Origin of the sequence: Actinomadura sediminis, from assembly GCF_042675525.1 — a bacterium.
Classification (GTDB): Bacteria; Actinomycetota; Actinomycetes; order Streptosporangiales; family Streptosporangiaceae; genus Spirillospora; species Spirillospora sediminis.
In genome coordinates this window covers 17,773-38,743 of sequence record NZ_JBHTJA010000067.1, presented here as the reverse complement: position 1 = coordinate 38,743, position 20,971 = coordinate 17,773, and the positions used below count along the sequence as shown (strand labels likewise).

Here is a 20,971-nt window from a genome sequence, read left to right as displayed (position 1 = left end):
CCTCGACGCCGTCGCCGCCCGGGGCACGCCGCCCGCGGCGGGCGGATCACGGCGGCCGGGCGGGCGGCGGCCCGGTCAGAGCGCCGCTTCGCGGCGGCGGGCGCGGTAGGCCGCGACGTGCATGCGGTTCCCGCACGTCCGGCTGTCGCAGTAGCGGCGGCACCGGTTGCGGGACAGGTCGACCAGCACCCGGGCGCAGTCGGGCGCCTCGCAGGTGCGCAGCCGGTCCAGCTCCCCGGCCGCCACCACGTACGCCAGGGCCATGCCGCAGTCGGCCGCCAGATGCTCGGGGAGCGGCGCCCCCGGCGCGAAGAAGTGGACGTGCCAGTCGTAGCCGTCGTGGTCGGTCAGGTGGGGGGTCGTGCGGACCTCGCCGACGATGTCGTTGATGAGCCGGACGGCCGCCGGCACCTCCCCGGCAAGGAACACCGCGTGGAAACGGTCGCGCAGCCGGCGGACCGCGGCGACGTCGTCCCCGGTCACCTCCCCCAGGCCGCTGAAGGAGTTGCGCTCCACGAACGCCCGCAGCCCCGGCAGCCCGTCCAGTTCCTCGGCGCCGGACGCGGCGGCACCCGTGTTGATCAGATCGACGACCACGGCGAGCGCGTGCTCGGTGTCATGAGTGAAGATCACGGTGAGTCCAGTCTTCCGGGAACCGGGGCGGTCGTTGCGCCGGACGCCGCCGCGGGGGCCGGGACGCGGCCCGGACTCAACCCTATGACGCCGGAGCGGCCCCGCGCCGCACCCCCCGCGCGGACCGCGGCGCGCGGGCGCGGCCGGGTGCGGCCCCCGCACCCTGCGGGAACGTTCCAGAACCCGGGCCGCCCGGGGACGCGTCCGGCAGCGCGATCCGGACAGAGCTCGACAACGCGGAGGGGCCGCTTCCGGCCGCCTTCCTCATCGTGGCGGGGCCGAGGGACGGGACGGCGTGCCCGGGCGCGCCGAGGGTCAGCGGGCGTAGTGCGGGTCGGCGACGACGGGGTAGTACGCGTCGGCGTGCTGCACGCGCATGGTCACGACCGAGCCGTCCAGGGCGTAGTCGGCCTTGACCTGACGGAACATCGAGTCGCTCGCCCACGGGTTGTAGAGCCGGCCCACGGTCGCGCCGTACCGCAGGTGGACGACGTCGTAGCCTCCGGACGGCATCGACTCGAGCACGAGCCCGTCGGCGAGGGACACCGGGAAACGGAACTCCGCCGGGGCCCCGGGGCCGTGGATCACCGTCAGCAGCCGCACCCCGCCCGCGGTCGTCTGCGCCACGATGTCGGTGTCGACGTCCACGCCCACGAACACCCGCAGGGTGGGCCGCAGCATCTGCGCGGGGGTGTCGGCCGCGGCGGTGTCGACGCCGAAGTGGATCCGCTGCCCGTCCTTGGTCGGCACCCACACCCCGTCGCGGGCGCGCTGGCCCCAGGCGACGTCCGGGTTCTCGACCTCCTGGGGCTCGTTCTTGCCCCGGGCCACGAGAATCCGGGAGGCGGCGCTCATCGCCGCGGCAGCCCCGTCCTGTGCGTGCCTCATGGCGGGCCCCCTCGCCTTCTTTCATCACTTATGTGACATCACGCCGTCATGGGTTTACCACGAGAATGGCCGGGCGGGACGCCCCATGCCCGATCCATGGCCCGTCATGGCCGCTTCACGGCGTTCGCCCGGTGTGCCGTAGGACCTTACACCACGCTTATCCGCGCCGGTCGGGGATGCCGCGGGTTCGCCGGGCACCGCCGCCGAAGGCCCGGCGGGACGGGACGTCCGGCGGCGGCGGCGCGAAAATCCTTTGCCCTCGCCGGCGAACGCGGCGATCATTGATCGCACCGGGTGATGAATGCCACGAAGGGGTGAGCCACCGGTTAGGCGGCTGGTCTCCAAAACCAGCGGAAAGTGGGTTCGACTCCCTCCGCCCCTGCAAGTCGTCACGGAAATCACCGTGATCCCTTACGCTCCGCAATTCCTTTCGCGCGGCCCGGAGACGGCGGGAGGGCCGCCGCGGCCGGGCCGTCCGCGGCGGCCCTCCGTCGGGGCCGTCCTCCGCTCACGCGAGCGCGGGCTCTCCCACCGTCTCCACGAGGTCCGCCAGCACCTCGCCGAGCCGGTCCAGGGCGCCCGCGATCCACGGCAGCGCCGCCGGGTCCGGGGACGCCAGCGCCGCGAGGCGCTCCTCGTCGTCGCGTCCGTACAGCAGGCTCGGCGCCACCCGCATCCGCAGCGCGTCCGGGGCGTCGCCGAACGCGCTCCCCGGCAGGACGCCGACGCCGTACCGGTCGAGGAGCAGGCCGGTCAGGTCCGCGGCCGTCCGGACGCCGTGGCCGGCGCGCAGCGCCTCCCGCAGCGGGCCGAAGTCGGGATACACGTAGAAGGCGGCCTCCGGGCGCCGCACCCGCGCCCCCGCGGCGGCGAACCGCTCCGCGACGGCCCCGGCGACCGCGGCGTGCAGGCGGCGGCTGCGGTCGACGTGCTCGACCAGCTCGGGCGGCTCCGCGAGCGCGTACGCGGCGGCGTGCTGCATCGGGGCGGGCGCGCTCGACCACACCTCGCTGGCCACGCCCAGCAGGCTGTCGCGCAGCGCCCGGCCGAACGGGCCGTCCGGCAGGCGCGCCACCCCCAGCCGCCACCCGCCGGCCGCGAGGCTCTTGCTCAGCGCGGTCGTCACGACCGTCCGCTCCGGCGCGAACCGGGCGGGGGAGTGCACCGCCCGGGTGGGGTCGTGCACCAGGTCGCGGTAGATCTCGTCGGAGACGATCACGAGGTCGAGGTCCCGCGCGACCGCGCACAGCCGCCGGACCGTCTCCTCGGACGCGAGCGTGCCCGTGGGGTTGTCCGGCAGCGTGACGATCACCGACCGGACGCTGCGGCCCCGCGCCCGCGCCCGCACGACGGCGTCGGCGAGCAGCGCGGGACTCGGCACCCCGCCCTCGCCCGGCGCGGTCGCGACGTGCAGCGGCTCCCCGCCGAGCAGGGACGCCTGCGCCGCGTAGGACACCCAGCTCGGCGCGGGCACCACCACGTCGCCGCCGATGGACGCCAGCAGCGCGTACAGCAGCGGCTTGCTCCCGGGCCCGCACACCACGGAGTCCGGGACGGTCGGCGCGCCGCGGCGCGTCCAGTAGCTGGCGGCGGCCGCGCGCAGCTCCTCCGACCCGGCGACCGGGCCGTAGGCGCCCCGGTCCGCGGCGGCGGCGAGCTCGCGCGCCAGCGCCGGGTGGACGGGGACGCCCGCCTCGCCGAAGCCGAGCGGCAGCACCGTCGCCCCCTCGCTCCGCTTGCGGGCGAGGGCCTCGTTCACCGCGAGGGTGGGCGACAGCGGCACCGGCCGCGGCGCGAACGGCACGGGACGGACCTCCTCGGCGCGGCCGGGCGCCGGGCGGCCGAGGACGGAGGCGTCCAGCGGGGGCGCGTCCAGGACGGCGGTGTCGAGGCCGGCGGTGTCGAGGCCGGCGGAGGCGTCGTGACAGGAGGCGTCGGAACCGGCGGCGTTGAGATCGGCGGCGTTGAGCCCGGCGGTGCGGAGGCCGGGGACGCCGAGGGCGCTCGTATCGAGCGGGTTGTCGGATTCCGCCTCGGGCGCGGAGGAGTCCGGCACCGGCACATCGGCGGCGGACGAATTATGGGCTGGCATCAAAGCCTCCAGAGGGCAGGCTGAAATAACGAACGGTGAAGTAGTGGTCCCCGTGTGTGACCCTTTCGGGCTCGCAGTCATACTTCCCCGCTCACAGCATCACTACAAGCGAGTCTCAGCGATGCTGACCATAAGATGTAGTGATGCTCGAACTGCGCCGCCTCCGGCTCCTCGCGGAGTTCGCCCGCCGCGGCAGCATCGCCGCCACCGCCGCCGCCCTCGGCTACACCCCCTCGGCCGTCTCCCAGCAGCTCGCCGCGCTCGAGCGGGAGGCGCGCGTCCCGCTGCTGGACCGCACCGCCCGCAGCGCCGAGCTCACCGACGCCGGGCGGCGGCTGGCGGCGCGCGCCGAGGAGATCCTGGGGCTGGTCGAGACGGCCGAGGCGGAGCTGTCCGCCGCGTCCGACACCCCCACCGGGCGGGTGGTGGTGACCGCGTTCCCCACCGCCGCCGTCGCCTTCGCCCCCGCCCTCGCGCACAGCCTCGGGGAACACGAGGGGCTGACGTTCGTCCTGCGGCAGACCCGCCCCGTCGACGGCGTCCGGCAGGTGCAGAACGGCGAGGTCGACATCGCGCTGGTCGACGACTGGGCGGGCACCGTCCCCCACCAGTCGCCCGCCGCGCTCGAGTTCTTCCACCTGCGCCGCGACCCGCTGGTCCTCGTCGTCCCCGCCTCCCACCCGCTGTCGGACCCCGGCCTGCCCGTCGACCTGCAGCGGCTGCGCGAGGAGCCGTGGCTGGCGGCGCCGGGCGGCGAACCGTCCCGCGACGCCCTCGAGCGGCTGCTGGACACCGTGGGCGGCCACCGGCCCGTCCCCTGGGAGTTCGAGGGGCTGCACACGATCCTCAGCCTCGTGGCGCGCGGCATCGGCGTCACCGCCGTGCCCGCCCTCGCCCTCGCCGCGGGCGACCGCGGCGTCGCCGTCCGCCGCATCCCCGAGTGCACCCTGGCCCGCGAGGTGTACGCCGTCACCCGCAGCGCCAGCGTGCGCCGCCCGTCCGTGGCGGTGACGCTCCGTGCGATCTACGCCGCCGCCCGTGACGTCCAGCCGGCGCCGCCCGAAGGATGACCCGCGACCGCCGGCCCGATTTCCCCGCCCGGAGCGCGGTTGCGGACGTTCGCCGAGGTCACGCGAGTGTGCGATGGTGCCTGAGGGGGACACGGTGCGGGACGGCACGCGCGAGTTTTGCCCTCGAAACGGCCGGATTCGCGCGGATCATCACGTACGGTGGGGCGAATCGTGACGACATCCGAGTCTTTGCACACCGATCGGGGAGCGCAGCGCTCGATGGAACGACCGGCGACCACGCACACGGCGCCGTCCGCGGTGACGGCGCCGTCCGCTCCGGCGGCACCGGCCGAGCCCGTACGGCCTCAGGACGCGCACTTCCAGGACACGGTCCTCGTGAAGGCGCGCGCCGAGGAGGCGCGGGCGGACCGCGGACGGCACCGGGCGATCGTGCCCGGTCCGGGCGGGTCCGCCTCCGCGGAGGCGGCATCGTCCGGCACGGCACCGCCCGGGAGGGCGGGACCGGTATCCCCGGAGGCCGTGTCCGCGAAGGCCGTGCACACCGAGTCCGGGCATACCGAGTCCGGGCAGGCCGAGTCCGGGCACACGGCGGCCGGGCACACGGCGGCCGGGCACACGGCGGCCGGGGGCGCGGAGGCCGGCGGGGCCGGCTCCGGGGCCACGGCCGCGGCGGACACCGAGGGCGAGGGGCACCACGTCTTCGAGCTGCCGCGGATCAGGGCCCTCCTCGTGCACGCGCTGCCGCGCTTCTTCGAGGGCGTCATCGCCCCGGTCCTGGTGTTCTACGCCGCGCTCACGCTGCTCGGCCTGAACGGCGCGCTCGTCGCCGCGGTCGCGTGGGTGTACGGCGGCATCGCGTACCGGTACCTGCGCGGGCATCCCGTGTCGGGGATGCTCATGCTGGCCGCGGTCGGCGTGACGGTCCGCGCGGCCCTGTCCGCCGCGACCGGCAGCGCGGTGGTCTACTTCCTCCAGCCGACCCTCGGCACGCTGATCGTCAGCATGTCGTTCCTGGCGTCGGTGCCGCTGGGCAAGCCTCTGGCGATGAAGCTCGCCAAGGACATGGCCCCGATCCCGGAGGCGTTCCTCAAGCACGGCAGGGTCCACCGGTTCTTCCTGCGGATCTCGCTGCTGTGGTCGATGGTTCTGTTCACGAACGTGCTCGTCAGCGTCTGGATGCTGTTCAACCAGTCGATCGGCACGTACCTGTGGCTGCGGACCAGCATCGTCGCCGCGCTGGGCGCGTTCGGCGTCGCCGTCTCGGTGTGGGGGTTCAAGCGGCTCCTGCGCCACATCAACTGGAAGCCCGCCGGAAGCGCCTGACGCACCCGGGGCCTACCACGTCCCGCCGCCCCGCACGGGCGGCGGGACGACTTTTTGCCCGGCCGGTGACCTGAACTTTCCCGCGTGTACCCTCGTCTATCTGGCTTAGATAGGTTTGTAGAACACTGAGCTGATCTTGGTGAATGGGGGAGTTTGTGGCTGGCAAGAGGCGACTGGGCCTGGCGGTGACCGGGGGCGCGGGCGCGGTGGTGATGTTCGCCGCCGGCTGCAGCGGCGACACCTCCGGCGCGGGCCTGGCGTCCGACGAGACGAAGACCACGGTGACGATCACGCCGGCCAACGGGACGACCCAGGTCAAGCCGGACGGGACGATCGAGGTGAAGGTCGTCGACGGCACCCTGCAGAAGGTCACCGTCCAGGGCGACGGCGCGGAGATCACCGGGAAGCTCTCCGCCGACCGCACCGTGTGGCGCTCCGACCGGACGATGAAGCCCGACACGCGGTACACGGTGACCGCCGTGGCCGGCAACGACGGCAAGAGCCAGACCGCGACCAGTTCGTTCGCCACCCTCGACGCCGCCCAGACGCTCGAGATCGTCGACGTGACCCCGAACGTCGAGGGCGAGGAGGTCGGCGTCGGGGCGCCGATCATCGTGCGGTTCAACCGCCCGGTGGGGAACCGGGCGGCCGTTGAGAAGGTCCTCGAGGTGACGCCGCAGAAGCCCGTCGAGGGCGCGTGGCGCTGGATCGACGACAAGCAGGTCATCTACCGGACGAAGACGTACTGGGAGCCCCACCAGAAGATCAAGTTCGACGCCGACCTCGCGGGCGTCAACGTGGGCGGCGGCGTCTACGGGGAGGCCGACAAAGAGGCGACCATCACCGTCGGCGCGGAACAGATCACCAAGGGCGACATCAGCGAGCACCACATGACCGTCTACCGGGACGGTAAGAAGCTGCGCACGATCCCGTTCAGCGCCGGCAACGGCACCACCCGGGAGTACACCACCACCAGCGGCGTCCATCTGCTGATGGGCAAGCAGAACCCGGTGACGATGATCTCCCCGGGCCGCAAGCCCGGAGACCCCGGCTACTACAAGACGGTCGTGAACTACGGCGTCCGGTTCTCCAACAGCGGCGAGTTCACGCACTCCATGCCGTCCACCGTCGGCGTCCAGGGGAGCGCCAACGTCAGCCACGGGTGCCTCAACCTGAGCCCGGCGAACGCCAAGTGGTACTACGACATCATGCAGCGCGGCGACGTCCTGAAGCTGACGGGCAGCGACCGCCAGATCGAGTGGAACAACGGCTGGGGCTACTGGCAGATGTCGTTCAACGAGTGGAAGGAAGGCAGCGCCCTGAAGTGACCCCGGCCCGGCTCGGCCGTCCCGGCGGCCGGGCGGGTCCGCGCAGGTCTCCGCCGTGCAACGCTTTGATCTCGACGGGCGTCGAGCACCTCGGGACAAGGCATGATCGGCGACTTTTGTCGCTAATGTCTTCCTGATACGGCGGGGTATCTGGAGGTGGCGGTGCAGCACGTGTCCGCACGGCGAACGCGGCGACGGAGCGGGGCCGGTACGGCGGTGGCGGGGGTCGTGATCCTCCTCACCGCCGCCTGCTCGGGAGACGAGAAGGCGGCGGGCGTCGCCGGCGAGCAGGCCGAGGCGGCCGCGCCGCAGGTGACGATCGCCCCGGGCGACGGGAACACCAAGGCCCTCCCGGAGGCGGGCGTCGTCGTGAAGACCACGGGCGGCACGCTCGAGAACGTCACGCTGTCCTGGAAGAACGGGCCGATCAGCGACGCCGGGACCATGTCCGCCGACCGGACGAGCTGGAAGTCGCGGACGCTGCGGCCGGACACGAAGTTCCAGGTGTCGGCCGTCGCGGTCTCCCCCGAAGGCAAGAGGACGACCGTCAACGCGAGCATCGCCACCCTGGAGGCGAAGCAGAAGCTCGAGATCGCCGACATCATCCCGCGCAAGGGCGAGAAGGTCGGCGTCGGCATGCCGATCACCGTGACGTTCAACCGCGACGTCGACGACAAGAAGGCCGTCGAGAGCGCACTGCAGGTCAAGTCGTCCAAGCCCGCCACCGGCGCCTGGTACTGGGTGAGCGACAAGCAGGTCGTCTTCCGCACGAAGAACGGCGACTACTGGAAGCCGAACCAGAAGGTGTCCTTCGAGGCCGACCTCGCCGGCGTGAAGTCGGGCAAGGGCACCTACGGCACCAGGGACGTCGGGCGCGCGTTCCGCATCGGCGACTCGCACATCCTCAAGGTCAGCACCAAGACGAAGAAGGCCGTCGCCTACGAGAACGGCAAGAAGGTCCGTTCCTGGCCCATCAGCGCCGGGAAGGGCGGCCGGGTGGTCAACGGCGTCGACACCTACCTCACCTCCAGCGGCGTCCACCTGACCATGGGCAAGGAGAACCCGGCGATCATGACGTCCGAGTGGATGGGCGTCGATCCGGAGGACAAGGCGAACGGCGGTTACCGCGAGGTGATCCCGTACGCCGTGCGGATCTCCCAGAGCGGCGAGTACGTCCACTCCATGGCCTCCACCGTGTGGGCGCAGGGCGAGCAGAACGTCAGCCACGGCTGCGTCAACTCGCCGCCCAAGGACGCCCGCTGGTTCTACAACTGGTCCTACCGCGGCGACCCGGTGATCATCACCGGGAGCAAGCGGAAGCTGGACTGGAACAACGGCTGGAGCTACTACGAGATGTCCTGGGACAAGTGGGTGAAGGGCAGCGCCCTGAACCGCACCGTGACGACCGGATGATGTTCGGCTGACCCGGGACGGGTAACAATGCCGGGAATGCCGCCTGCGAACGGGGACCCGGTGAAAGACGACCGGGCGAACGAGCGCGCGCACCCCCCGCCGGACGGCGCTGCGGGCCGCGCGGGCGCTGCTTCGGCGGCGGCCGCCGCACCGGGGCGAACGCCTCCGTGTGCGGATCCTCCTGCAGAACGCCCACGGCACCGGCGGAACCATCCGCACCGTGCTCAACCTGAGCGGCAGGCTGGCCCGCGACCACGACGTCGAGATCGTCAGCGTGATCCGCAACAGCGCCAAGCCGTTCTTCCCGCTGCCCGACGGCGTGACGGTCACCTACGCCGATGACCGCCTCGCGCCGCGGGGACGCGCCGCCCGGCTGCTGTCACGGCTGCCGAGCGTGCTCATCCCCAAGGAAGAGGCGTCCTTCAAGTGGATGAACCTCTGGACCGACCTGCGGCTGCTCGGGACGCTGCGGGCCGCGCCGCCGGACGTCCTCATCGCCACCCGGCCGTCGCTGAACCTGCTCGTCGCGGCGCTCTCCCCGCGCGGCGTCACCCTCATCGGGCAGGACCACATGAGCCTCGGGTCCTACAAGCCCCCGCTGCGGCGCCAGATCCTCCGCGACTACCGGCGGCTGGACGTCCTGACGACGCTGACCGAGGCGGCCCGCGCCGAGTACGAGGACGCCCTCGCCGGATCGCCGGTCCGCATCGTCCGGATCCCGAACGCCGTGCCGGACATGCCCGGCGGCCCGTCCCGCCGCACCGGCAAGGTCGTCCTGGCCGCCGGGCGGCTCGTCCAGAACAAGCGCTTCGACCTGCTCATCGAGGCGTTCGCGCCGATCGCCGCCGAGCACCCCGACTGGACGCTGCGGATCTTCGGCGCCGGAGCCCGGCGCGCCGCCCTGCACGACCTGGTCGCCGAGCGCGGCCTCACCGGCCGCGTCGAGATCCGCCCCGCCAGCCGCCGGCTGCACGCCGAGATGGAGCAGGCCGCGATCTACGCCCTCACCTCCCGCCGCGAGGGCATGCCGATGGTCGTCATCGAGGCCATGACGAAGGGACTCGCCGTCGTCTCCACCGACTGCCCGCACGGGCCCCGCGAGATGATCGAACCAGGCCGGGACGGCCTGCTGGTGCCCGTCGACGACGGCGCGGCCCTCACGGCCGCGCTCCGCCGCCTCGTCGCCGACCCGGCGCTGCGCGACCGCCTGGGCGAGCGGGCCCGCGAGTCGGCGCGCGCCTACGAAGCGGCCGGCGTCGCCGCACGGTGGACGGCGCTTCTCGCCGACCTCCACCCGCCGCTCCGCGCCCCCTCGCCGGGCGCGCGCGTCCCCCGGAAACGCCTGGAGCGGCACGAGGAGGAACGCGCCCCCGGCCCCTGACCCGGACCCGCGGAGGCCCGCCGCGGGTCCGGCCCGCGCCTCAGCCGCGTTCGGCCAGGCCGCGGACGAACGCGGCCTGGCCCGCGTGCTGCAGGCAGTCGGAGACGACGCTGACGAGGCGGACGCCCAGGGTGACGGGCGGATCCCAGGCGCGGTCGACGACGACGGGCAGGTCGGCGTCGGTCAGGCCGGCGACGTAGCCGGTCGTCATCGCGTGGACGCTGTCGTGGTAGCCGGTCAGCAGGTCCGGGGAATCGACGCGGACCGCCGCGACCTCGTCCGGTCCGTGGCCGAATCCGGTGTCGGACGGGTCGAGCGGGAGCGCGAAGCGATCGGCCCATCCGCCCGACGTCCACCGCTGCCCGATGCCGGCGACGCCGGCGATGTGGTCGTCCTGGACGCGGGTCAGATGCCACAGCAGCCAGGCGATCGTGTTCGCCTCCGGGTCGGCGCGGAACACGAGCCGGTCGGGCGTGAGGCCGCCGGCTGCGGCGTGGACCTCGTCGCGGACCCGGTCGAAGGCGTCGGTGAGCAGCTCGGCACTGGTCATTGGCCCGAGGCTAGTGCGGGGAGGCGGCGATTTCAGGTCCCGGAGGCCCGGATGTCGGCGTTCCGCTTGATACTGAGCGTGACCGGATGGATCCTTGGTGTGTCGATGACCGTGCGAGGTGCAGGGGGGTTCGCGCGTGCGGTGGGGTGGAGCGTGCCCGGGGCGCTGATCCGCGGCGTGCCGGAGGACGGGCGGTGAGCCGCTCCGCGTTCGTCCACCAGGGGTGCGTGTACGCGTGCGACGACGAGTTCGTGGAGACGGCCGTGCCGTTCATCGTCGAGGGCCTGGAACGGGACGAGCCGGTGCTCGTCGCGACGACCACGGCGAACATCGAACTGGTGCGGGCGGTCCTGGGCAGGCACGCGCACCGGGTCGATTTCGGCGAGACGGGCGGGTTCGGCCGCCGCCCGCAGCAGCGGATCTCGGCGTTCACCGCCTACCGGCACCGCCACCCGCGGGACGAGCGCGTCCGGATCCTGGCGGAGCCGGTCTGGGCGGGGTGTTCGCCGCGGCGCGTCGAGGCGTGGGAGTGCATGGAGGCCGCGCTCAACACCGTGCTCGGCGGCACCGGCATCCACATGGTCTGCCCGTACGACTCCCGGAACGTGCCGCCGGGGATCGTCGCGAACGTGCGGCGCACCCATCCGGAGATGATCCGCGGCACGGACGTGCGCCCGAGCACGGCGTACGTCCAGCCGCTCGCGTTCGTCCGGGGCCGCGCCGCGCCGCTGCCGTCCCCGCCGCGCGACGCGGTGACGCTGGCGTTCGGCGGCGACCTCGGGCGGATGCGGCACGCGATCGTGCTGGAGACGGCGGCGCTGGGGCTGCTCGGCGAGCACATGGTGATCTTCTCGGCGGCGGTGGGCGAGATCGTCGGCGGGGCGGCGGGCGGGCACGGGCGGCCGACGGTGGCGCTGTGGGCGCAGCCCGGCGAGGTGGTGTGCGACGTGCGGCTGCCGATGGCGCTCGACCCGTTCATCGGCCTGCACCCGCCGACCCTCCGCCCCACGCCCGGCGACGGCTTCTGGCTCGCCCGGCAGATCTGCGACCACCTCGACGTCCGCCCGGGCCCGGACGGGACGACCGTGCGGCTGCACACCCGCGTTCGGCGTTCTCCCCGCTAGAACGTCCGATGATCGGGTAGGCGCCGGTCATGAGCACTGCCGAACGCGGATTCGCCGCCGAGGTGCGCGACGCGGTGACGCCGCGCGCGGTGGCACTCGTCGTGGGCGTCTTCGTCCTGCAACTGGGCTTCATCGTGTCCTATATCGGGGCGTTCCACGCGCCCGACCTGAACCGGCTTCCCGTGGCGGTCGCCGCCCCGCCGCAGGCGGCGGAGCAGATGGCCCGGCGGCTCGACGGGCTCCCGGGCCGGCCCGTGGACGCCCGGCCGGTGCGCGGCGAGCAGGAGGCGCGGCGGCTGCTGCTGCGCCGCGAGGTGAGCGCGGCCGTGGTCGTCGACCCGCGCGGCACGACGGACACGCTGCTGGTCGCGTCCGCCGCGGGCCCGGCCGCCGCCGAGGCCGCCGCGAGCCTGGCCGAGCGGGTGGAGTCGGCGCGGGGACGGGACGTGCGGGTGGTCGACGTCCGGCCGCCCGACCCGAGGGACGCCCGCGGGCTGTCGTCGTTCTACCTGACGATCGGGTGGATGGTCGGGGGGTACCTGGCCGCGTCGATCCTCGGACTGTCCGCGGGCGCCCGGGCGGCGAACCCCCGCCGGACCCTGATCCGGCTGTGCGCGCTGGCGCTGTACGCGGTGGCGTCCGGTGCCGCGGGCGCGTGGATCGCCGGACCGCTGCTCGGTGCGCTGGACGGGCACTTCCCGGCGCTGTGGGGGATCGGGACGCTGACGGTGTTCGCCGCCGCCGCGTTCACCGTCGCCCTGCAGGCGCTGTTCGGGCTCGTCGGGATCGGTGTCGCGATCCTGCTGTTCGTCGTCCTCGGCAACCCCAGCGCCGGCGGCGCCTATCCGGCGTCGCTGCTGCCGGCGTTCTGGCGGGTCATCGGCGACTGGCTGCCGACGGGGGCGTCGGTGACGCTCGTCCGCAACACCGTCTACTTCGCCGGGCACGGCACGGCGCGCGCCTGGTGGGTGCTCGCCGGGTACGCCGCCGCCGGGACGGTGATCGCCCTCGCCGCGGCGGCCGCGCGGACCCGCCGCGATCGCACGGACTGAACGGGAGCCCGCCCGGCCGGGGGCGGGCTCCCGCGTGCCCGCCGGTCCTACGAGCGGACGCCGTAGAGGTGCTCGAGGGCGAGCTGGTCGAGACGCTCGTGCGCCGCGCCGCGGACCGCGAGGGCCTCGACGTCGGGGGACGCGTCGCGGACGGACCGCCAGTCCTCGCCCGCGGCGAGCGTCGGCCGGGCCAGCTCGTCCAGCCGGGCGTCCCGCAGCGCCTCCCGCACGTCGGGGTCGGCGCGGAACGCGCGCACCTTCTCCCGCAGGATCAGCCAGTTGCGCATGCAGGCCGCCGCCGACTCCCAAACGCCCGCGTCGTCCTCGGTCCGCGGCGGCTTGAAGTCGAAGTGGATCGGGCCGTCGTAGTCGCTCTGCTCGATCAGGTCGACCACCCAGAACGCGCCGCGCACGTTCCCGGCGCCGAACCGCAGGTCCTGGTCGTAGCGCGGGCCGTGCTGCCCGTTGAGGTCGATGTGGAACAGCTTGCCGTGCCACAGCGCCTGAGCCAGGCCGTGCGCGTAGTTCAGGCCCGCCATCTCCTCGTGCCCGACCTCGGGGTTGAGGCCGACCATCTCCGGGCGCTCCAGCTCCTGGATGAACGCCAGCGCGTGCCCGACCGTGGGAAGGAGGATGTCGCCGCGCGGCTCGTTCGGCTTCGGCTCGATCGCGAACCTGATGTCGTATCCCCGGTCGGTCACGTAGGCGCCGAGCACGTCGAACGCCTCCTTGTACCGGTCCAGCGCGGCGCGGACGTCCTTGGCCGCCCCCGACTCCGCGCCCTCCCGGCCGCCCCAGCAGACGTACGTGCGGGCGCCCAGCTCGGCGGCCAGGTCGAGGTTGTCCATCACCTTGCGCAGGGCGAACCGCCGGACGTCCCGGTCGTTGGAGGTGAACGCGCCGTCCTTGAAGACCGGATGGCCGAACAGGTTCGTCGTCGCGGTGGTGACGACGAGGCCCGTCTCGTCCAGCGCCTTGCGGAACGCGTCGATCCGCTGCCGCCGCTCGGCCGCCGACGCGTCGAAGTCGAACACGTCGTTGTCGTGGAAGTTCACGCCGTACGCGCCGATCTCGGCGAGCCCGCGGACGGCCCGGTCCGCGGCCATCGGCGGCCGGGTGCCCGGACCGAACACGTCCACCCCCTGCCAGCCGACCGTCCATATGCCGAACGAGAACCGGTCCTCGGGAGCCGGGGTGTAGTCGCTCATGTCGTCCTCCTTATCGGCCTTGCTCGGCCGCCGTACCGAGCGCCGGGGCGGTGTCGCGCAGCGCGGCGTAGCGCGCGCGGACGTCCGTCTCGACGCGGTCGGCGGTGTACTCGGTGGCGGGCGGCGGCGGCCAGTCCGGCGGGTCCGGCGTCCCGGCCAGCGCCCAGGCGGCCTGCCGGGCGGCGCCGAGCGCCACGTACTCGGCGGGTTCGGGCACGGTGACGGGCGTGCCGAGGATCGCCGGGGCCAGCGCGCGGACGGCCTCGCCGCGCGCGCCGCCGCCGATCAGCAGCGTGCGGCGCGGCCGGACGCCCTGGGCGGCCAGATGGTCGACGGCGTCGGCGAGCGAGCACAGCAGCGCCTCCACCGCCGCCCGCGCCATGTTCTCCCGGGTGGCGTTCGCCGTGGTCAGCCCGGTGAGGACGCCCGTCGCGTCCGGGCGGTCGGGGGTGCGCTCCCCGTCCAGGTAGGGCAGCAGCGTCAGCCCGCCCGCGCCCGGCTCGGCGGCCGGCGCGAGCGCCGACAGTTCGTCCAGCGTCGCGCCGGTCAGCGACGCCGCGGCCTCCAGGATCCGGGCGGCGTTCAGCGTGCAGACCAGCGGCAGGAACCGGCCGGTCGCGTCGGCGAACCCCGCGACCAGGCCGGACGGGTCGGCGGCGGGTGCGTCCGCGACCGCGAACGCCGTCCCGGACGTCCCGATCGACAGCACCACGTCGCCGGGCCGCAGCCCGAGGCCGAGGGCCGCGCCCATGTTGTCGCCCGTGCCGGCGGCGAGCGCCGCGCCCCAGGGCGTCGTCCCGACCCGCTCGCCGGGGGACGCCACCCGCGGCGGCTCGGCGTCGCGGCCGAGCGCGGCGCGCAGGACGTCCGGCAGGTAGACGCCCTCGGCGGGCGACCAGTAGCCGGTGCCGGACGCGTCGCCCCGGTCGGTGACCGGGCCGTCCGAGCCGAGCCGCAGCGTCAGCCAGTCGTGGGGGAGCAGCACGCGCTCGGTGCGGCGCGCGTTCTCCGGCTCGTGCTCGGCCATCCACCGCAGCTTGCTCACCGTGAACGACGCGACGGGCACGCTGCCCGTCTGCTCTGCCCACACCCGGGCGCCGCCCAGCTCTTCCACCAGCGCGCGCGCCTGCGGTGCCGAGCGGGTGTCGTTCCACAGCAGTGCGGGCCGGACGACCTCGCCGTCCGCGTCGAGCGCGACCATGCCGTGCTGCTGCGCGGCGACGGCCACCGCGTCCGCCCGCTCGAGGAGCGCGCCCGCCCGCCGCAGCGCGTCCCACCAGCGGTCCGGGTGGCATTCGGTGCCGTCCGGGTGCGGCGCCGACGCCTCGCCGACCACGGCGCCGTCGGACGCACGGCACAGCACGACCTTCGTCGACTGCGTCGAGGAATCGACGCCCGCGACCAGCCGCTCGGCCATCCGCGCCCCTTTCGTCAACAATGTGGACTTAAGTAACGTAGCAGTGGGACCGGCACCTGCCTATAGCCCCGACTGAATTAGGGTGCGTCCATGACGAACTCCGGGAACGTCCCCGTCCGGCACGCCACGATGCGCGTCCGGAACCTCGCCGTCGTCCTGGAGCACATCGCCCGGCACCAGCCCGTCACCCGGGCCCGCCTCGCCGAGCTCACCGGATTCACCAAGACCACGGTGTCCAACCTCGTCGGGGTCCTGGACGACGCGGGCCTCGTCGTCGACGGCGCGCCCGTCCACGAGGGCGAGCGCGGCCGTCCCGGCGTGGCCGTCTCGCTGCGCGGCGACGGCGCCGCCGGGCTCGGCCTGGAGGTCGGCGTCGACCACCTCTCCGCGTGCGTCCTGGACCTGGCCCGCCGGGTCCGCTACCGGCACGTCGTCACCGGCGACAACCGCGGCCGGGAACCCGCCGCCGTCCTCGCCGCGCTCGCCGGGCTGGCGGAGGACGCCGTCGCCGCGGCCGCCGGACAGGGCCTCACCGCGGCCGGCGCCGCCGTCGCGCTGCCCGGCCTGCTCGACCGCGGGAACGGGGTCGTCCGGCACGCCCCGAACCTCGGCTGGACGGACGTGCCCGTGACCGGCGCGCTCGCCGGGCTGCGCGCCGAGTACGACAACGAGGCCAACCTCGCGGCCCTCGGGGAGCTGTGGTTCGGCGGCGGGACCCGACTCGGCGACTTCGTCCACGTCTCCGGCGAGATCGGCATCGGCGCCGGCATCGTCGTGGACGGGCGCGTCTTCCGCGGCGCGCACGGCTTCGCGGGCGAACTCGGCCATCTCGTCGCCGACCCGTCCGGCCCGTCCTGCCCCTGCGGCGGCCGCGGCTGCCTCGAGCAGATCGCCGGACGGGACGCCCTCCTGCGCGCCGCCGGGATCCCCGCGGGCGACGCGCCGCTCGACCTGCTCGCCGCCCGGCTGGCGGCCGGCGACGAGACGGCGCACGCGGCCGCCGTCCACGCGGGCCGCTCCCTCGGCGCCGCGCTCGCCGCCGCCGTCAACCTCCTCGACCCCGACACCATCGTGCTCGGCGGCGCCTACCCGCCGCTCGCGCCCTGGATCGTCCCGCCGCTGCGCGACGCCCTCGCCGCCGGGCCGGGCTCCCTGCGCCGCGCCGTGCCGCCCGTCGAGGTGTCCGCGCTCGCCGACGGCGCCGCCGTCCTCGGCGCCGCGGGCCTGGTCATCGAGCGCCTCCTCGCCGACCCCGGCCCGCTGTTGCCCTGAGCCGGACCAGGCGCCCCGGGCGCCGACCCGCCGCGCGACGAACGACGCGATCAGCCGACCGGCCACCGGGAGACGCCGGTCGCCGCGCCGCGCGGCGGGCCGTGAAAGCGTGAAAGGGCCGTTCACGGGGCGCGGCGGCGGCGGTTAGCGTCCGGGCGACGACATCCGCGAACCCCTGGACGGGAGGATGATGGCGACCCGAAGACGAGCGGTCCTGGCGGGGGCCGTGCTCGGCCCCGCGATGCTGGCCGGGGCGCTGCTGCCGGCCGCGCCGGCGTCCGCGCACGGCGCGGCCATGATGCCGGGCGGCCGCACGTACCTGTGCTGGCTGGACGGGCTGACCGAGACGGGACAGATCGTCCCGCAGAACCCCGCGTGCGCGGCGGCCGTCGCGCAGAGCGGCACGACCTCGCTGTACAACTGGTTCGCCGTGCTCCGCTCGGACGGGGCGGGCCGGACCCGCGGCTTCATCCCGGACGGGCGGCTGTGCAGCGCGGACGCGGTCGTGTACGACTTCGGCGGCTACGACCTGCCCCGCGACGACTGGCCGGTCACGCACCTGACGTCCGGCGCCGACCTGCAGTTCCGCTTCAACAAGTGGGCGGCCCACCCCGGCGAGTTCCGCACCTACATCACCAAGGACGGCTGGAACCCGACCGAGCCGCTGACCTGGGACGACCTGGAGGAAGATCCTTTCTACCGCGTCACCGACCCGCCGAGCACCGGCGCGCCGGGCAGCGCGGACTCCTACTACCACTGGACGGCACGGCTGCCCACGGGCAAGAGCGGCCGGCACCTCATCTACACGGTGTGGGAACGGTCGGACAGCGCGGAGACCTTCTACAACTGCTCCGACGTGGTGTTCGACGGCGGCGACGGCGAGGTGACCGGCATCGGCGGGGACGCCGGCGCCCCGACCGACCCGCCCGCCGACCCGCCGACGGATCCCCCCACCGGCCCGCCCACCGACGAGCCGCGGCCGGGCAAGGTTTGCACGGCCGACTACGGCACGGTGAGTTCCTGGAACGGCGGCTTCCAGGGCGAGGTGACCGTCACCAACACCGGGACGCTCCCCGTGAACGGCTGGACCGTCCACTTCACGCTCGCGGGCGGCGCCACGATCGGGAGCCTGTGGAGCGGTTCCCACACCCAGACCGGCGCCGACGTCACGGTGACGAACGCGAGCTGGAACGGGTCCCTCGCCCCCGGCGCGTCCACGACGTTCGGGTTCACCGCGCAGGTGCCCGGCGCCGCGGACGAACCGTCCCCGCACTGCATGACGTCCTGACCCCCACCCGACCGGCCCGCGATCCCCTCCCGGGGGCCGCGGGCCTCTTCGGGCGCACCGGCGAACGCGGCCCCGCACCCGGTACGGCCCCGCCGGGAGCGGCCGCCGCGCAGGGAACGGGCCCCGCGGCCGTTGCCGCGGGGCCCGTCCTCCGGCGGGTCAGGGGAGGGGCGGGTAGGCGTTCTCGAGCAGCTCCTGGAACTGCGCGGAGAACCAGTGCCCGGAGATCGGCGCGTTCGGTAGCGCGCCGCTCGGGTTGTCGCCGTTGCGCGGGTTGCCGGTGTACGTGGGGTCGCACATCCGGTCGAAGCCCTTGCCCTCGTCGTTCGGGATCTCCTCGCTGGAACCGTCCGACTCGCCTGGCGGCTTCATCCAGACGTAGGCGTCGACGCCCGGCTCGGGGGCCGTCTGCGGCCGCTCGCCGAGGCCGGCGCCCGACTGGTTGCACCAGTTGCCGGGGTGGATCCGCCGGTCGGTGCGGCCGCCGTCGACGTAGGCGTTGACGTCCGTCATCGGGCCCGGGCCGGACGGGCGCTCAGCGCCGCCCCAGCCGTTGCGGCTCGTGTCGATCAGCATCCCGACGCCGGAGTCGAACCCCTCCTCGACGAGCTGCTCCCGGAACGCCTGCGCGTACGACAGCTCGTCCACGTACCGGTTCCAGTCCACCCAGTCGGACTGCCGGACGGACGTGCCGTTGACGGTGTCGCCGATCGTGAAGAACGGCTCCTTCAGCGCCCCGTAGTTGGCGGTGTTGCTGATGAAGCCGGCGACGTTGGACATCGAGCCGGACTGCCGCGCCGTCTGCGCGAGCAGCTCGGCGGTCGGCTCGAAGTTGCTGTCCCAGCCCAGCCAGCCGTGGTGCCCGACGTCCAGGTAGTTGTAGACGTTCGGGATCGCGCCCAGCTTGTCGAGCGCGTAGGCGATGCCCTCCTGGTAGTTGCCGTTCTCCTTCATGACGTCGCAGTTCTCGGTGACGGTCGGCCGGCCCGAGACGTTCGTGATCAGGTTGGGCAGCGAGTCGATCTCGACGACCGCGACGATCCGCAGATCGGCGTACTTCGGGTCACCGAGGATCTCGGCGATCGGGTCGATGAACTCGGTCTTGTACCGGCCGATCTCCTCGGGCCCGAGCTCCCCGTTGGAGGCGAGCGCGGCGCAGTCGCGGCCCGGCAGGTCATAGACGACGACCTGGAACAGCCCGGCGCCCTGCGTCAGCGCCCGGTCGAGGTGGTCGCGCAGGCCCATGCCGCCGTTCACGCCCTCGATCGCGGCGATACGGTCCATCCACACGCCGGTCGGCTCGTCCGCGATCGCGTCCCCGCCCGGCTCCGCGGCGGCCTTCGCCCGCCATTCGGGGTTGACGTACGCCTGCACGCCCGCGTACGGGTTGTCGACGCGTCCGTCCGCGGGCGGGTCGGTGGGCGGATCCGTCGGCGGGTCCGTCGGGGGATCGGTGGGCTCGGTCGACCCGGTGCACAGGACGCCGTTCAGCCGGAACTCGGCCGGGGCCTGGTTCGTGCCCGAGAACGTCCCCTGGAAGCCGGGGGTCACGGACGCGCCGCTGCCCAGCGAGCCGTTCCAGTCCATGTTCGTGACCGTGACGTGCTGCCCCGACTGGGCGAACCGCCCGTTCCAGCCGGACGTCACCCGCTGGTCGCCGGGGAAGTCCCATTCGAGGGTCCAGCCGGTGAGGGCGTCACCGAGATTGGTGACCGTCACCGAACCGGTGAAGCCGGTGTTCCACGAGTTCGCGGTGTACTCGACCTTGCAGCCGGCGGCCGCGCTGGCCTGCGTCTGGGCCAGCGCGACCGTGCCCGAGGCGAGCAGGGCGGCGGTCGCGGCCGCCGCGACCCCGCGGCGTCGCGCGCCGCCGGTGGACCGGCGGGCTGGGGGGTGTCTCATCCGGAATCCTTCCTTCGGGGGTGAACGGGTTCCTCATGGATTCGGGGGAGGCGCAAGCGGGACGGGAAGCCTCTCGGCGGGACGGCCGTCATTCGCCGGACTCGTCGCCGGGGAGTGCGGCGAGCACCTGAGCGGCGGGCGGTTCCCGCACGTCGGGACGGGCCCCGAAGTTCGACAGCTCCACGGTCCCGCGAATGGTCCTCTCCGATTTCTCCTCCTTTTCGGAGGCCTTTTTCCGGTTCTCGGAAGTCGGGGCCGGGGACGCGCCGGGCGCCGGGAGGGTGAACCGGATCCGGGTGGGCCGGCCCGCGTCGTCCGTCCACAGATCGACGGCCGTCGCGGCGGGCAGCAGGCCCGCGAACGCCCGCTGCCGCGGATCGGGGCTCGCGCGCAGTGCCGCGCCCCGCTCCACGACGCCGCGGACGTGCCATGTCGCGCCCGCCTCGCCCGTCACGCGGAGCCGCCCCGCGGCGCGCAGGACCATCGCGACGCGGTGGACGTCGGGGAAGGCCGCGAACAGCCCGGTGTCGCGGTCGGCGCGCAGCCACGTCCTGCCGGTGCGCTCGCGCACGGACGTCGGCAGTGTCACGTACGAGACGGCCCTCGCCCCGTCGCCGATCGCCAGGACCGTGGTGCGGGCGCCCTTCAGTTCGCCCTCCATCCGCCCGGCGGGCCGCCGCGCGTCCCAGATTCCGTTCATGTCGACCCGGTGGCCCGCGCCGCCGCCGTGCCCGGGCATGGCCGCCCGCACGGTGAGCCGGAACGAGGGCGCGCTCTCCAGCCGGCCCGCGCCGGCGGCGAGCAGGGTGGACGCGTCGTGCGGGAAGCGCGCCGCGCGGTCCTTCGCCGCGCCGCCGCCGCACCCCGACGCGAGGGGGAGCGCGGCGAGCAGCACCAGGGCGCCGGCCATGGGCGCCGACCGGCGCCGCCCGCTGCGTGCATTCATCGAACCTCCTCGGCACGGCGTGGGAGCGCTCCCATTTTCGGGTGCACAATGAACGTAGATCGATATGGTGAAGGTGGAACAGTGTTGTTCCACGGTTTTCATGGATTTTCACGGTGCTTCGCG

Annotated in this window: 17 protein-coding genes and 1 tRNA gene; 10 read left to right on the top strand and 8 right to left on the bottom strand. The window is 74.1% G+C overall.

What is annotated here, in order from left to right; translation table 11 throughout:
* Positions 1-75 precede the first annotated feature (75 nt).
* The gene (locus tag ACFQ11_RS26310) at positions 76-633 is read right to left on the bottom strand and encodes a CGNR zinc finger domain-containing protein (RefSeq protein WP_378303250.1); all 558 of its coding nucleotides are present in this window, start codon (positions 631-633) and stop codon (positions 76-78) included.
* Between the two features lie 315 nt (positions 634-948).
* On the bottom strand, positions 949-1,521 hold the full coding sequence (locus ACFQ11_RS26305) for a hypothetical protein (protein WP_378303248.1): 573 nt from the start codon (positions 1,519-1,521) through the stop codon (positions 949-951).
* Between the two features lie 310 nt (positions 1,522-1,831).
* On the opposite strand from ACFQ11_RS26305, the gene ACFQ11_RS26300 reads away from it, so the two are divergent.
* A tRNA-Trp gene (locus ACFQ11_RS26300) sits at positions 1,832-1,903 on the top strand.
* Between the two features lie 126 nt (positions 1,904-2,029).
* On the opposite strand, the gene ACFQ11_RS26295 is transcribed toward ACFQ11_RS26300, so the two are convergent.
* On the bottom strand, positions 2,030-3,613 hold the full coding sequence (locus tag ACFQ11_RS26295; protein ID WP_378303246.1) for a pyridoxal phosphate-dependent aminotransferase: 1,584 nt from the start codon (positions 3,611-3,613) through the stop codon (positions 2,030-2,032).
* Between the two features lie 143 nt (positions 3,614-3,756).
* Here ACFQ11_RS26295 and ACFQ11_RS26290 point away from each other — a divergent pair, with 143 nt between their 5' ends.
* From ACFQ11_RS26290 to ACFQ11_RS26270, 5 genes are all read left to right on the top strand, one after another.
* Positions 3,757-4,683, top strand: a complete 927-nt coding sequence (locus ACFQ11_RS26290) for a LysR family transcriptional regulator (protein ID WP_378303244.1) — start codon at positions 3,757-3,759, stop codon at positions 4,681-4,683.
* A 219-nt stretch (positions 4,684-4,902) separates the two neighbouring features.
* Complete coding sequence (locus tag ACFQ11_RS26285) at positions 4,903-5,967, top strand: VC0807 family protein (protein ID WP_378303242.1); 1,065 nt, start codon at positions 4,903-4,905, stop codon at positions 5,965-5,967.
* Between the two features lie 155 nt (positions 5,968-6,122).
* Positions 6,123-7,295 (top strand): L,D-transpeptidase, encoded by a 1,173-nt coding sequence (locus ACFQ11_RS26280; RefSeq protein ID WP_378303240.1) that lies wholly within the window; start codon positions 6,123-6,125, stop codon positions 7,293-7,295.
* Between the two features lie 216 nt (positions 7,296-7,511).
* The gene (locus ACFQ11_RS26275; protein ID WP_378303238.1) at positions 7,512-8,708 is read left to right on the top strand and encodes a L,D-transpeptidase; all 1,197 of its coding nucleotides are present in this window, start codon (positions 7,512-7,514) and stop codon (positions 8,706-8,708) included.
* A 169-nt stretch (positions 8,709-8,877) separates the two neighbouring features.
* Positions 8,878-10,089, top strand: a complete 1,212-nt coding sequence (locus ACFQ11_RS26270) for a glycosyltransferase family 4 protein (RefSeq protein ID WP_449193604.1) — start codon at positions 8,878-8,880, stop codon at positions 10,087-10,089.
* 40 nt (positions 10,090-10,129) lie between these two features.
* Here the strand turns inward: ACFQ11_RS26270 and ACFQ11_RS26265 are convergent, their stop codons facing one another.
* Positions 10,130-10,639, bottom strand: coding sequence for a mycothiol transferase (locus ACFQ11_RS26265; protein WP_378303236.1), 510 nt, complete (start codon positions 10,637-10,639; stop codon positions 10,130-10,132).
* Between the two features lie 194 nt (positions 10,640-10,833).
* On the opposite strand from ACFQ11_RS26265, the gene ACFQ11_RS26260 reads away from it, so the two are divergent.
* Both ACFQ11_RS26260 and ACFQ11_RS26255 read left to right on the top strand, forming a co-directional pair.
* Positions 10,834-11,763: an anti-sigma factor RsbA family regulatory protein gene (locus ACFQ11_RS26260; RefSeq protein ID WP_378303234.1), complete on the top strand. Its 930-nt coding sequence runs from the start codon at positions 10,834-10,836 to the stop codon at positions 11,761-11,763.
* Between the two features lie 29 nt (positions 11,764-11,792).
* Positions 11,793-12,815, top strand: coding sequence for an ABC-2 transporter permease (locus ACFQ11_RS26255; RefSeq protein WP_378303231.1), 1,023 nt, complete (start codon positions 11,793-11,795; stop codon positions 12,813-12,815).
* Positions 12,816-12,862: 47 nt separating this feature from the next.
* Here ACFQ11_RS26255 and xylA read toward each other — a convergent pair whose 3' ends face one another.
* The gene (gene xylA, locus ACFQ11_RS26250; RefSeq protein ID WP_378303229.1) at positions 12,863-14,023 is read right to left on the bottom strand and encodes a xylose isomerase; all 1,161 of its coding nucleotides are present in this window, start codon (positions 14,021-14,023) and stop codon (positions 12,863-12,865) included.
* 10 nt (positions 14,024-14,033) lie between these two features.
* Positions 14,034-15,440, bottom strand: coding sequence for a xylulokinase (gene xylB, locus ACFQ11_RS26245; protein WP_378303227.1), 1,407 nt, complete (start codon positions 15,438-15,440; stop codon positions 14,034-14,036).
* Positions 15,441-15,530: 90 nt separating this feature from the next.
* On the opposite strand from xylB, the gene ACFQ11_RS26240 reads away from it, so the two are divergent.
* Complete coding sequence (locus tag ACFQ11_RS26240) at positions 15,531-16,712, top strand: ROK family transcriptional regulator (RefSeq protein WP_378303225.1); 1,182 nt, start codon at positions 15,531-15,533, stop codon at positions 16,710-16,712.
* A 190-nt stretch (positions 16,713-16,902) separates the two neighbouring features.
* A complete protein-coding gene (locus tag ACFQ11_RS26235) occupies positions 16,903-18,000 on the top strand; it encodes a lytic polysaccharide monooxygenase (protein WP_378303223.1) in 1,098 nt (365 codons plus the stop codon).
* 159 nt (positions 18,001-18,159) lie between these two features.
* Here the strand turns inward: ACFQ11_RS26235 and ACFQ11_RS26230 are convergent, their stop codons facing one another.
* Both ACFQ11_RS26230 and ACFQ11_RS26225 read right to left on the bottom strand, forming a co-directional pair.
* The gene (locus ACFQ11_RS26230) at positions 18,160-19,902 is read right to left on the bottom strand and encodes a glycoside hydrolase family 6 protein (protein ID WP_378303221.1); all 1,743 of its coding nucleotides are present in this window, start codon (positions 19,900-19,902) and stop codon (positions 18,160-18,162) included.
* 88 nt (positions 19,903-19,990) lie between these two features.
* Complete coding sequence (locus ACFQ11_RS26225; protein ID WP_378303219.1) at positions 19,991-20,848, bottom strand: hypothetical protein; 858 nt, start codon at positions 20,846-20,848, stop codon at positions 19,991-19,993.
* Positions 20,849-20,971 lie beyond the last annotated feature (123 nt).

Bases quoted from the DNA above. Each gene is read 5' to 3' on its own strand.
- ACFQ11_RS26305 (WP_378303248.1), bottom strand. From the start codon at position 1,521: ATGAGGCACGCACAGGACGGGGCTGCCGCGGCGATGAGCGCCGCCTCC.
- ACFQ11_RS26295 (WP_378303246.1), bottom strand. From the start codon at position 3,613: ATGCCAGCCCATAATTCGTCCGCCGCCGATGTGCCGGTGCCGGACTCC.
- ACFQ11_RS26290 (WP_378303244.1), top strand. From the start codon at position 3,757: ATGCTCGAACTGCGCCGCCTCCGGCTCCTCGCGGAGTTCGCCCGCCGC.
- ACFQ11_RS26285 (WP_378303242.1), top strand. From the start codon at position 4,903: ATGGAACGACCGGCGACCACGCACACGGCGCCGTCCGCGGTGACGGCG.
- ACFQ11_RS26265 (WP_378303236.1), bottom strand. From the start codon at position 10,639: ATGACCAGTGCCGAGCTGCTCACCGACGCCTTCGACCGGGTCCGCGAC.
- ACFQ11_RS26255 (WP_378303231.1), top strand. From the start codon at position 11,793: ATGAGCACTGCCGAACGCGGATTCGCCGCCGAGGTGCGCGACGCGGTG.
- xylA (WP_378303229.1), bottom strand. From the start codon at position 14,023: ATGAGCGACTACACCCCGGCTCCCGAGGACCGGTTCTCGTTCGGCATA.
- xylB (WP_378303227.1), bottom strand. From the start codon at position 15,440: ATGGCCGAGCGGCTGGTCGCGGGCGTCGATTCCTCGACGCAGTCGACG.
- ACFQ11_RS26240 (WP_378303225.1), top strand. From the start codon at position 15,531: ATGACGAACTCCGGGAACGTCCCCGTCCGGCACGCCACGATGCGCGTC.
- ACFQ11_RS26235 (WP_378303223.1), top strand. From the start codon at position 16,903: ATGGCGACCCGAAGACGAGCGGTCCTGGCGGGGGCCGTGCTCGGCCCC.
- ACFQ11_RS26230 (WP_378303221.1), bottom strand. From the start codon at position 19,902: ATGAGACACCCCCCAGCCCGCCGGTCCACCGGCGGCGCGCGACGCCGC.
- ACFQ11_RS26225 (WP_378303219.1), bottom strand. From the start codon at position 20,848: ATGAATGCACGCAGCGGGCGGCGCCGGTCGGCGCCCATGGCCGGCGCC.